The sequence below is a fragment of the Anaerotignum propionicum DSM 1682 genome (assembly GCF_001561955.1).
Lineage (GTDB): Bacteria > Bacillota > Clostridia > Lachnospirales > Anaerotignaceae > Chakrabartyella > Chakrabartyella propionicum.
Window position 1 is genome coordinate 2128317 of record NZ_CP014223.1, and the last position, 12394, is coordinate 2140710.

Genomic DNA, 12394 nt, shown 5'->3' on the forward strand with positions numbered 1-12394 from the left:
TTTACTTTGATCTTTCAAGGGGCTTCACCTCCTGATAAACGTTGGTACCACTGAATATTTCTATCATTTCCTGTCGCAAAGCGTTTGTTATATCCAAACGAATTTTGGGAGGAATTTCATAAACATCGGAATTAAACAAGTAATTTTGCAATACCAAATCCTTAATCAGCATTTTGGTATGAAAAATATTAGACTGATAAATATTTACATCAATAGCATCGTACTTCTGGAGAATATCGTTGTGTATATAGTCCTGAATAGAAGTAATGCTGTGGTCTATAAACAGCTTTTGACCCTTCATATTTCGAGTAAATCCCCGTACACGGTAATCCATGGTGATAATATCGGAATCAAAACTGCCAATCAAAAAATCCAAAGTAGAAAGAGGTGTGATTTCCCCGCAGGTTGCCACATCAATATCCACACGGAAGGTTGCAATGGAGGTTTCCGGATGATACTCAGGATAGGTGTGTACGGTAACATGGCTTTTATCCAAATGTGCCACAACGGTCTCGCCGCTTCTGGATTTTGCCATATTCACCTCTGCAATGAGAAAAGTTACACTGGCACCCTGAGGCTCATAATCCTGCTTGGAAATATTCAGCACCGTTGCACCAATCATTTCCGTAAGCTTTGTTAAAATGGCGGTTAAACGCTCGGAATTATACTGCTCGTTAATATATTTAATATAATCCTGCTGTTCTCTTGCCGTTTTGGCGTAACAAATATCATAAATATTAAAGCTCAAAGATTTTGTAAGATTATTAAAGCCATATAATTTCATTTTATCTTCCATTCTGAACCCCCCAAACAAAAAAAGATGCACCACAGTATTCTATGGCACATCTTATAAATCGCTCAATTGAATTAAGGCATACGCAAAAATCTATATACCTCTACCCTTACAGCAGAGAGATTCTCGCCTGTCGCCAAAATGTTTTCAGAGTCTATATAGTAAGAACTACTTTTACTACTCCTGCTATTGACCGTTTCACAAGTGTGTACCCTAGTACACTTGGTTATGAAGTAACCAACTGGCAATTGAGTTGCCAACTTATAAAAGTTGCGCTCTTAACGCAATCAATAATGTGGAATTAATTTCCACAATCGGCAGTTGACCCGGCTGTCCGTATGGCCTTGAGTTTCATACTTAATCGAAACTGGTCAAAAGTGTTCTCGCTATATGCGATTGAAAACAGGTTTATTTTAATTCATAAATTTAGGTTTTGTCAATAGATTTGACATAAAATTTTTTTCAAATTTGAATTTCCAATATTTTGCTGTGATAATTCCCAATATATTTAAAAATTATAAAGTTAACATAACTTATATTCAATCTCTGTCGATCAACTGATAAAGGAAGTCTATTTATCATCGTTATCAACATTATAAATATTTGGAAATCACATTTATCCTAAATTTATAAAATTTACATTAATTAACCTATCTCGCACCATAGTACAAAAACGCCAAAGAATTTTCGATGATTATTATCCCACAAAAAATCCAAACTTTACGTGGTTAACTACAAGTATTTTCTGTTAACATAACTTTAGATGTTTTTCGACAAAAACTGCTTTTTTTATTCTTTTCAATTCAATTTTCATCCTCGACATTTTATAATTTCCATCGATTCCCACCAAGTTGTTTTTTCAATAAACAAATCTCCGAGATACTGTTTTTACAATTTCTTTGTGTTATAATAAAGATAAATAAAATTTATGATGCAAAAAATAAAGGGGTATAGATATGCAATTTAAAGCGTTGGAATACTTAGAAGCAATCTATAAATATAAAAGCTTTACAAAAGCGGCTGAAGCACTCTTTGTTTCTCAGCCTGCTATTTCTGCGGCAATTCGCAAGCTTGAAGATGACTTTAATGTAAAATTAATCATTCGAACCCCAAAAAAACTGTTTTTTACCCCTGACGGAGAGACCTTTATTGCAAAAATTATACCCATTTTGGAAGAATTACGTTCCATTGAAAAGGATATGCTTGCAAAAAGCAGAAATCGAAAACAAATTCTGCGCTTAGGCCTTTCCCCAACAGCTCCCCCTGATATTGTTCATCGAATCTATCAAACTTTTCTGCCCTCGTTAGCAGAAAACGAGGAGGTTTTTTTCGATGAAGGAGGTGCTTATTATCACATTCAAAAAATTTCCAACGGAGAAGTTGATGTTGCAATTAACGTAATTCCCGAAGATATTTCAGATTTTCCTGTTGCCTCCATCCCACTATACAGGCAAGAAATATGTCTCTTGCTAAGGGAAGATAGTGAATTGGCGAAATATGATAAAATTCCCATACAACTTCTAAATTCCACTCCCATAACCAGCCTTGGTGCATCCTCTTATTTACCAAAACGATTGGAAATGGAAGCTGCAAAAAGAAACATTCATTTGAAGGTTGTTTCAAAGCATTTGCATCAAACCAGTTATATTGAAGAAATCCTTTTGGGCAATAGCTCCGGCATCATCAATGTGGATGGAAACCATATGTCCCGTGCTTTATATGCCCACAAAGCACTGGTCACAAGGCCTTTTCAGGAACCAATGTATCTGGAAATCGGTATTTTATATCAAAAGGATGGTCATCTCCAGCCACTTACCAAAAGAATTCTCGATTTCATTGAGAATTCTGCAAAATCATCAATATAATCAACAGATAGACCCCAAAAAGGTATGTACACATTTTTGGGGTCTTTTCTATTTTCCAGATAAAATAAATTTTTGAGTTAAAAACGTAAATGAATATATCTTAAGATCATTACTGTTAATGATAAAAAAAAGTTATCTTAAGACAAAAATTATGTATTGTACAAAACAATGTACTTATCTTAAAATGAAAACAAATGAATGTGCTATTTTCTCATTTTTTTTATACCAAGGAGGAAACATTATGTCACAAATGATGAAATGTGTAGTGAAAGAACGACCAGAAGTTGGTGCATTAGCTCTTGTAGAAAGACCCGTTCCAACTTATGGTGCCAACGACATACTGATAAAAGTAAAGGCTGCAGCAGTTTGCGGTACCGATGTTCACATTATGGAATGGAACGAATGGTCCCAAAAACGCATCAATCCCCCCACTATTATTGGCCATGAGTTTGCCGGAGAAGTGATTGCAGTGGGTGATCATGTAACAACAATCAAAATCGGCGATTTGGTTTCAGCAGAAACACATATTGTTTGTAATTCCTGCTCCCTTTGCCACAATGGCAACGAGCATGTCTGCCCTAATACAAAAACCATCGGTGTAGCGAGAGACGGCTGTTTTGCAGAATATATTGCTATTCCTGCTGAAAATGCCATTGTTTATGATCCTTCTACTCCTGTGGAAATTGTCTCCATTATGGAACCCTTTGGTGTAGCAGTTCATGCCGCAATGGAATTCCCCGTTGCCGGAAAAACTGTTTTAGTGAATGGATGCGGCCCCATCGGTGTTATGGCAATCGCAGTTGCAAAAAAATGCGGTGCTGCCAAGGTGTTTGCTGTTGAAATCAACAAACAGCGTAGTGAACTGGCATTAAAAATGGGCGCTGATGAAGTCTTAAACCCCATGGAAGTTGATGTGGTAAAAGAGATTAAAGCAAAAACTGCTTATGGTGCAGAGGTTGTAATCGAGTTTACAGGAAACATCAGAGCAATCAAAACAGCCATTGAGTGCATGGCTCCCGAAGGTAAAATGGCAGCGGCAGGTCTACCTGACGGTTCCGTTGATTTTAACTTTTCCGAATTTGTTTACAGCGGAAAAGTGATTAAGGGCATTGCCGGAAGACTGATGTATAAAACTTGGGAAGATGCAAAGGGCTTAATTGCTGGAGGTTTAGATCTCTCCCCTATTATCACCCACACATTGCCATTGGAAGAATTCCAAGAAGGCTTACGTTTAATGAAAAGCGGAGAATGCTGTAAAGCAATTTTAATTCCGTAATTTAATTTTTGTACTTCTCCTTACCGTTCAGATAAAAATAATAATCTACAAAAGAGAAATTTAAAATACAAAAGTTAAGGGTGTCGATAAAATCGACACCCTTTCAGCACTTTCAATCTTTTTACAAATTAGTCTATAACAAAATGATGCGTTCCTGCAAGTAACCAATAGGTCTTAAAACGCCCTATTTCCCTTAGGCGCATCACATCCGTTTTAAAACTAGATATTTACTCTTAAGTGCATAACGTAGTCCTTTTACTATTTATTGTAGCATTAAAAAACTGATATATAGTGAAATGCTAATGTGAGAGATTTAAAGACTTCATCTTCTCTCTATTGCATCTCAACTTCATCCTCTGCAAAAATTTCTTCTCCATCTTCCCAAAGGGGCATACTGACGATTGCCTTAAATAAGTCTCCATCCACCTTAATGCCAAAGGTGCCTCCTTGGGCTTCTGCCAAGCTCTGTGCAATGGAAAGCCCCAGTCCCGAGCCTTCGGTGGTTCTGGAAGCATCCCCTCGAACAAATCGGTCAGTCAATCTGGTTTCATCGAAATCTATTGGAGTGGCAGAAATATTTTTCATAACCAAAATACCCCGTCCTTCTGCTTGAAAAATATCGATATACACACGAGAATCGGGCATAGAATATTTTACCGCATTGGAAACTAAATTCTCCAATATCCGCCACAAATGCCTACCATCAGCAGAGATATACAACGGCTCGAGACAGCTTACCTTCACTTCAAGCCCAGCAGCCTCAATTTTCTCTTCCAACTCTCCAATAGCCTGCAACGTTATTTGCCGATAATCTATCCTCATTTTTGAAACTGTAATGTTACCACTGGAAACCTTGCTGGCTTCAATCAAATCTTCAATCAACTGCTTTAATCGATAAGACTTCTCATATAATATTTCCACATATTGTGAAGCCACTTTATTTTCCAAACTAAGACTTCGAAGCAAATCAACGTAAGAAATAATGGAGGTTAAAGGCGTTTTCAAGTCATGGGAAACATTGGTGATAAGCTCCGTTTTCATCCTCTCACCTTTTACCGCATCTTCTACGGAATTTTTTAGTCCATCCTGTATGTTAGCAATATCCATTGCAAAATTCGAAAAAGAAGGAGAAATTTCCTCCAAATTTAATTTATATTGCAGATTACCTTTTGATGTTTCTCTGGCAGAAATCATTATTCTTTTCAATGAACGCAAAGCCCTTAAAAATAGATACATACAAAAAGCGTTGAAAAGAAATAAACCCAGCACACACAAGAAACAAATGAAGTAATATCCCATTTGCGCAGCAAAAATAATGAACCCCATAATCACGCAGTTTCCCAATCCATAGCTAAGCATAACGAAAATCATCCAGCCTCGGAAGGTTTTTCCTGTAAACAATTCTGACATGCGGCGAATGGTTACAGAAACCCAAGTGTTTCGCAGAAAGATTTTGCCTTTGATTTGCCTTGAGACAGACATAATATATGAAATGATAGCGGCAATATCACAAATATAAATAATCCCCAATATGGTATTAAAAATATATGCCCAAAAAATGGCCGTTTCATTTAAAATGCTTGTTAAAATTGCAACTCCAAAAAATACTGCAAAGGTTGTTAATCCAATTACCAGTAAAAAATGAATCTCATTATAAATTTTATCTACTGCTAAATAAGTAACCTTTCCACCCTTCTCACTTTGTCCCGCAACACGTATCAAATAAACCAAACAAAAAATTATGATAATAGTAGAAGCAGTAAATACCCCAAACAAAATGGGTAAACCTGCCTTTGCAAAAACATATTCCTGGCCAAGGGTATAAAAAGCATCCCCGTATACAAAAGGTTCCCGAATTCCCGCATATATCTTATAATCACTGGTTTCCATGATAGAGTTATTGCTGGTATAGCCCATAACCCCAATTTTATCGCTACTAAAGCCTGAAGAAAGAACAATGGTACGATCAATATTGCTCATTTCTCCCCTTGTTGTATTACCGGCAACAACATTACCACTGCTATCTTCCACAAAATAAAGAAAGTTTGTCATTCCGTTTAAATAGCGAATGCTGCTTTTAAAGTCATCCAACTGATTTTGAATGTACATTTTCCGATAGAGGGGCAGGCGGCTTTCTACCAGCTCTTTATACTCATCAAAATTATGTTTTAAAGAATTTGGGATACTTCCATGGGTAATCAATCCGTCAAAGGTTTCATTGATGGACGTATTCCCTGTGATAATGCCTTCCTTAATGCCGTAATATCGTTTGAAATCGGTAAGCAGTTCCTCCCTGTCTATCAGTTCACCACTACTAATGCGACTTTCGTTGCGATAATACACTTCTGAAAGTATAACCTCATCCAGTGCCTGGGCAAAGCTGTTTTTAAACTCATAGGTATCATAAACAGAATGTGCTTCGATAATATCCCTATTCCAGTGCTTTGAAATATTTGCTGTTATAATCCCACAAAAAAAGTTGGCCATGGCACAAATAAAAAGGAGAGCTATCCCTGCTATTTTCCATTTTCTTTGGTAGCTTCTATATTTTTTCAATTTTGTATCCAATGCCCCACACCACCTTTAGATATCTAGGCTCCTTCGGATTGATTTCGATTTTCTCTCTGATGCGGCGGATGTGTACTGAAACTGTATTTTCCGGGGCAAAAGATAACTCATTCCAAACCCTTTCATAGATTTGATCAATAGAAAACACTTTTCCAGCATTCTCCATTAACAACTGTAGAATGCCATATTCTGTTGCTGTAAGCTTAATAGGTTCTCCGCTGACACGAACCTCCTTCGCATCCTTATCCAACTCAAGCTCTCCAATTTTTATTACATTACTTTTCTCCGCAATACTGCCAAGGGCGGTATATCGACGCATCTGGCTTTTCACCCTTGCCAAAAGCTCTAGTGGGTTGAAGGGCTTTGTTATATAATCGTCTGCACCAAAGTTAAGCCCCAAAATTTTGTCTGTATCCTCAGATTTAGCTGACAAAATAATAATAGGAATATTTAAGGTTTCCCGAATTTTAACCGTAGTATTTAAACCATCCAGCTTTGGCATCATGATATCCAGCAAAATCAAATGTATCTCATTTTCCTCCAACGCCTTTAAAGCCTCTAAACCATTATAAGCTTTAATGATATGATACCCTTCCTGTTTCAAATAAATTTCTATTGCATCAACAATTGCTTTGTCATCATCACAAACCAAAATATTAAATTTATCCATCAGTAAATCCCCCCTATGTTCGCAAATTATTACTATTTTATCATAACAGGATAGTTTTACAAAATAAAACAAACTTCCTTACAGAATTCTTAATATTCTTTTTATTCTATCCGAATCCAAACAGAAAAGAAATATAAATTTTTTGTCAAATTTCTAAAAAAAATGATTGACATTTTTTTTATTTTCATATATACTAAATTTCGTTGCGGGTCACTAGCTCAGTTGGTAGAGCACTGGACTTTTAATCCAGGTGTCCCGGGTTCGAGCCCCGGGTGACTCATTTTTTATTGGTAGAAGAATTGATAAGTTTCTTCTACCTCACTATGGCTTTATTCCATAACGCATAACAACTGAAAAGCCCTATTGTAAGGAAATACCTTGCAGTGGGGATTTTTTTATGAAGTTACACCAAAAGAGCAATTTTTATTTGCGCCAATCTCCTTATCATACAATCCTTTTGTTTTAAGGAATCGCTCCGTTTTGAATGTACAAAAACATTGTCATAGCAAATCCACACTGCTATAATAAAAATGAACCATTTTTTAATCACAGCGCAAAGAAATGTCTTTTTTTTACATAAATAGGGCATTTATTCATTTGCATTTAGGAGGATACTATTGATACGAAATATAATTCAAGAGTACAAAGAAATATTTTTATATTCCCTGATTGCCCTATTCGTCGGAATCATCATCGGTGGTATTGATGCACTCTTTGGGAAAGTGTTGCTGAAAATTACCCAATTCAGAGGCGAGCATGCTATCCTTTTGGTTCCCTTTTTGCCCATTGCAGGCCTGAGTATCACATTTTTATACAGTTATTTCAGTAAAGAAAGCATAAAAGGTATGACCCTTGTGTTTCAGACCGGCCATGGTGACAAAGAACGTATTCCAAAAATGCTTGTTCCTTTAATCATATTTACCACATGGATTACCCATCTATTTGGCGGGAGCGCAGGGCGGGAAGGCGTTGCTGTACAGCTAGGCGCCACAGTTGCTCATACCATTGCCAGAAAGCTAATATTTTTAAACAATCCTCGCATTCTGTTGGTAATCGGCATGGCTGCGGGTTTTGCCGGTCTATTTCAAACACCAATCGCTGCAACTTTTTTTGCTTTGGAGGTACTTGTATCCGGTGTATTTTTATATGAAGCCTTGCTTCCTGCGTTGGTTGCATCTTATACAGCAAGCATGACCTCTCATTTATTGGGCCTAGAAAAATTCTCTATTGACCTTCCAAATACACTAACCTTTTCATCTGAACTTTTATTTAAGCTTGTCCTTTTGGGAATCATATTTGGAGTGGTGGGAGGTATTTTTGCTCTTTTGTTAAACCTTTGCAAAAATAAATTAACTATCCTTATTGAGAATCCTATGAAAAGAATCTTTATGGGGGGTTGTATTTTATCTCTGCTGTTTTTGCTGCTGCATAGCGGCAGATATTGTGGCCTAGGTACCAACCTAATCCAGTTTAGCCTTATGGGTGAACAAATATATCAATACGATTGGCTTCTTAAGCTTTTATTGACTGTTTTGACCCTATCCGTGGGTTTTCAGGGCGGTGAAGTTACTCCTCTATTTTCTATCGGTGCAAGCCTAGGTATGGTATTAGGAAGCCTCTTGGGCCTACCTGTTACTCTTGTTGCTGCCCTTGGCTATTCCGCAGTTTTCGGCAGCGCAACCAATACATTATTAGCACCCATTCTGATTGGTGCGGAGGTGTTTGGATCCCAAAATACAATTTATTTCATCATTGTTTGCGCCTTTGCCTTCATCTTTAATGGGAATAAAACAATTTATACCGCACAAAAAAGATTCAACTTTTTTACTAACGAAAATATTAAATTATGATCCCACTTCAAAGTCAAACTTTAAAATTTTTGTCCTCCAAATGATACTTATTTTAAGATTGTTTTTGTTTAGTAGCATTTTCATTCTAATTTTGCTTGCCTTTTATAAGGAAACCTTTTCTGCACTTGAAAAGATACACTATTTTTGATATACTTTAATTTATAATATTTTTGGAGGTGTACCATGGAAAGTCAGAGCTTTTCATTATCAGATCATGACAGAGCGATCTTATATTCATATGTAAATGTAGCAGAAGGTGTTGCTGAATTCTTAGGAAACTTTTGTGAAGTGGTTATACATAATCTTGAAAACATGGATCATTCCGTTATGCATATCATTAACGGTCACCTATCCGGCAGGCAGGTTGGCGCTTCTATTTCTGAAGTTACATTATCGTTTCTCAACCGTATGATGGCAGAACCAAACCTAAATCATCTTTATTATTTCGCAAAAAATAAACGAGGCGAAACCTTTAAATCCTCAATCTCAGCTATTATGGGAGAAAAAGAGAATATTATTGGGTTACTGTGTATCAATATGTATTTATCATCACCTATCTCCGATTTGGTACATTTTATGACGCCATCCGAAAGTACAAAACAGGAAAATATTTCAGAGACCTTTGTCGAAAATACAGTAGAACTGATGCTTCACGCTCTGGAAGAAGCAAAAAAAGCAGTCTATAGTAATCTCTCTATTTCCTCTTCAAATAAAAATAAAGAAATCGTTTCTACTTTATATCAAAAGGGTATTTTTAACTTAAAAGATTCTGTTGTAACCATTGCAGATCATTTGGGTATTTCTAAAAACACCGTTTACATGCATATTCGTAATATGAATAAATAAGCATCAAAAAGTAAGAAATAAAAAAGCAGTCTTTTCCTTTGGTGACAAACAGGAAATGGCTGCTTTCTTCATTTTTATAGCTTTACAACTTCTTTTTGAAACTCATTATTTAAAATCTGACCAATAGCGGAATAAATTGCACTACTGCCACAGAAAATCCCCTCATATCCGGCTATCATTTTGATAAAATGACTGCCTGTAAAATCACCTAACGCCAATAAAAAGAATAATACCGTCAAAGAACCAAATACAACCCTTGAAGCCATATTATGCTTTAAGGTACCAATAAACATGCCCAGTGTAAAAATGCCCCACAGTAGCAGATAAAAAGCCATAGAGAGCTCATCTGCACTCTGTACACTGCCTTGAGGAATCGCAGAAGGCAAGAGCCAAATTCCAACCAAAGACCACCAAAAGGTTCCATATGCAGTAAATGCTGTTGCGCCAAAGGTATTGCCCGCCTTAAACTCCATAATGCCTGCCACAACTTGCGCAAAGCCGCCCAAGAAAAGACCCATGCTGATAATGACTGCCGATAATGATATAATGCCTGCGTTATGTAAATTCAATAAAATTGTGGTCATACCAAAGCCTAGAAGACCAAGGGGCGCCGGGTTTGCAACAGTACTTGCGTGGTTACTCATAAAAAATTTCCTCCTAAAATATTGACTTTATATTCAGTTTCTTTCAATTCCTGCAATTATCTCACCAGACTTTTCATCAGACAAATCAAAAGCTCAAAAATACTAGAGGTATTTCAGAGTTCTTTTTGCGAAGGCTGAGGAAATAATGGAGTCAGATAGACAAGGAATCAGTGGCAAATTTGTGGCTGTTGACCTTAATATACGACCATAAAAAAGGCATGTCCGGTGATTTAAACCTCGATGCCATTTTCTTTTAAAAATTTCATATCCTTTTGGTTCAAATCAGCTGTCTTTAATAAATCCGGTCGCTTTTGAGCAGTACGAAGAAGAGACTGCTCCCTGCGCCATCTCTCAACATTACCATGGTGTCCACTTAAAAGCACCTGAGGCACCTCATGCTCCATAAAAACAGGAGGACGAGTATATTGGGGGTATTCCAAAAGCCCTTGAGAAAAGCTCTCATCCTCAAAGGAAGCCTCTTTTCCAAGAACGCCGGGCATCAGACGGGAAACGGCATCAATCATAGTAATTGCCGCTAGTTCTCCTCCTGTAAGAACAAAATCTCCCAAGGAAATTTCATCTGTAACAATTTCTTCAATCACTCGTTCATCTACGCCCTCATAATGTCCACACAAAAATATAAGGCTTTCCTCCTGTGCCAATTCCTCCGCCACACGCTGGGTAAAAGGTCTACCCTGAGGCGACATATAAAGAACACGGGTCTTGTTTCCTGCCTTTGGCATAACACTTTGATAGGCATCAAAAATAGGCTGGGGCTGCATAACCATGCCGGCTCCCCCGCCATAGGGATAATCATCTACCTGCAAATGCTTACTTTTGGAAAAATCCCTAATATTTATGGATTCAACAGTAATTAACCCATCCCTTTGGGCTCGTCCCAAAATACTATGGGATAGTGTCTCCTGAACCATTTCGGGAAATAGTGTTAAAACAAAGAACTGCTTCATTACCTCAACCCTTCCAGAAGTGCCACTGTCATAATACCTGCTTCCAAATCTACTTTCTTAATACAATCTTTGATAGCAGGAATCAAAAGCTCTTTATCCTCGGGACTTTTTTGTACTCCATAAACATCGTTGGCACCGGTTACATAGATTTTTGTCAGTTCACCCAATGCTTCCCCATCTTCTGTTATAACCTTTAATCCATACAAATCTCTGGTGTAATATTCATCCTCTTCCAAGGGAATCGCCGCAGAATCTGGAATGATAATTGTTCCGTTTTTGTAAAGCTCCGCCACATTTATATCAGTAATTTCTTTTACAGTAAGCAAAACAAATTGCTTATGGTATGCCACCTTTTGTATATGAAAGATTTCTCTCTTTCCCCTGATTTCCACAATAATTTCTTTTAATCGTTCAAATCTGGTAGGATCCTGTGTTGTAGGAAACACGCGCATTGTTCCTCGTATCCCATGGGTACCCGTAATTTTTCCAATCTCAAAATACTGTTCCATACACACCTCAAAAATTTATGAATTCTTCATACAAAAACAGGCAGGATGCAAGCACCTTGCCATATAACAACATTTTAAACTCCTCGTTTGAAAACCGTGCTTTTTCAAAGGGTGTCGACTACGTCGACACCCTTATAATACCCAAAATATGGGTAAACATTTCATTGAATGATTTCAACGATAATTTTTTTATCTTCGTGAACGCCGGATGCCTTCACCAATGTACGAATTGCTTTGGCAATCCTTCCTTGTTTACCGATAACCTTACCCATATCTTCAGGAGCAACCTTCAATTCCAGCACCAAAGTACGTTCATTTTCAGTTTCGGTTACCTGAACCTTATCCGGATAATCCACAAGATTTTTTGCAATGACCTCTAATAGTTCTTTCATAGTCAAGCCTCCC

General features: G+C 37.2%; 11 protein-coding genes and 1 tRNA gene. 5 read left to right on the plus strand and 7 right to left on the minus strand.

Features of this window, described 5'->3' with window-relative positions:
- Position 1: 1 nt before the first annotated feature.
- A complete protein-coding gene (speD, locus tag CPRO_RS09875; RefSeq protein ID WP_066051120.1) occupies positions 2–796 on the minus strand; it encodes an adenosylmethionine decarboxylase in 795 nt (264 codons plus the stop codon).
- A gap of 953 nt (positions 797–1749) precedes the next feature.
- On the opposite strand from speD, the gene CPRO_RS09880 reads away from it, so the two are divergent.
- Complete coding sequence (locus CPRO_RS09880; protein ID WP_066051123.1) at positions 1750–2658, plus strand: LysR family transcriptional regulator; 909 nt, start codon at positions 1750–1752, stop codon at positions 2656–2658.
- Positions 2659–2899: 241 nt separating this feature from the next.
- Positions 2900–3934: an L-threonine 3-dehydrogenase gene (gene tdh, locus CPRO_RS09885; protein ID WP_066051126.1), complete on the plus strand. Its 1035-nt coding sequence runs from the start codon at positions 2900–2902 to the stop codon at positions 3932–3934.
- A 333-nt stretch (positions 3935–4267) separates the two neighbouring features.
- Here the strand turns inward: tdh and CPRO_RS09890 are convergent, their stop codons facing one another.
- Both CPRO_RS09890 and CPRO_RS09895 read right to left on the minus strand, forming a co-directional pair.
- A complete protein-coding gene (locus tag CPRO_RS09890; RefSeq protein WP_066051128.1) occupies positions 4268–6502 on the minus strand; it encodes a sensor histidine kinase in 2235 nt (744 codons plus the stop codon).
- On the minus strand, positions 6477–7172 hold the full coding sequence (locus CPRO_RS09895) for a response regulator transcription factor (protein ID WP_066051131.1): 696 nt from the start codon (positions 7170–7172) through the stop codon (positions 6477–6479). The genes CPRO_RS09890 and CPRO_RS09895 overlap by 26 nt, the downstream gene beginning before the upstream one ends.
- Before the next feature lie 207 nt (positions 7173–7379).
- Here CPRO_RS09895 and CPRO_RS09900 point away from each other — a divergent pair.
- The 3 genes from CPRO_RS09900 (at position 7380) to CPRO_RS09910 (ending at position 9868) form a co-directional block, all read left to right on the plus strand.
- A tRNA-Lys gene (locus CPRO_RS09900) sits at positions 7380–7452 on the plus strand.
- Positions 7453–7789: 337 nt separating this feature from the next.
- Positions 7790–9022 (plus strand): chloride channel protein, encoded by a 1233-nt coding sequence (locus tag CPRO_RS09905; RefSeq protein WP_066051134.1) that lies wholly within the window; start codon positions 7790–7792, stop codon positions 9020–9022.
- Positions 9023–9205: 183 nt separating this feature from the next.
- The gene (locus tag CPRO_RS09910) at positions 9206–9868 is read left to right on the plus strand and encodes a helix-turn-helix transcriptional regulator (protein WP_066051137.1); all 663 of its coding nucleotides are present in this window, start codon (positions 9206–9208) and stop codon (positions 9866–9868) included.
- 74 nt (positions 9869–9942) lie between these two features.
- On the opposite strand, the gene CPRO_RS09915 is transcribed toward CPRO_RS09910, so the two are convergent.
- The 4 genes from CPRO_RS09915 to CPRO_RS09930 all read right to left on the minus strand — a co-directional run bounded on the left by CPRO_RS09915 (position 9943) and on the right by CPRO_RS09930 (position 12381).
- Entirely contained in the window at positions 9943–10512 is a 570-nt protein-coding gene (locus tag CPRO_RS09915; RefSeq protein ID WP_066051139.1) for an acetate uptake transporter, read from the minus strand.
- A 230-nt stretch (positions 10513–10742) separates the two neighbouring features.
- Positions 10743–11480, minus strand: coding sequence for a tRNA (guanosine(37)-N1)-methyltransferase TrmD (trmD, locus tag CPRO_RS09920; protein WP_066051142.1), 738 nt, complete (start codon positions 11478–11480; stop codon positions 10743–10745).
- The gene (gene rimM, locus CPRO_RS09925; protein ID WP_066051143.1) at positions 11480–11989 is read right to left on the minus strand and encodes a ribosome maturation factor RimM; all 510 of its coding nucleotides are present in this window, start codon (positions 11987–11989) and stop codon (positions 11480–11482) included. The genes trmD and rimM overlap by 1 nt, the downstream gene beginning before the upstream one ends.
- Before the next feature lie 161 nt (positions 11990–12150).
- Positions 12151–12381 (minus strand): KH domain-containing protein, encoded by a 231-nt coding sequence (locus CPRO_RS09930; RefSeq protein ID WP_066051147.1) that lies wholly within the window; start codon positions 12379–12381, stop codon positions 12151–12153.
- Positions 12382–12394 lie beyond the last annotated feature (13 nt).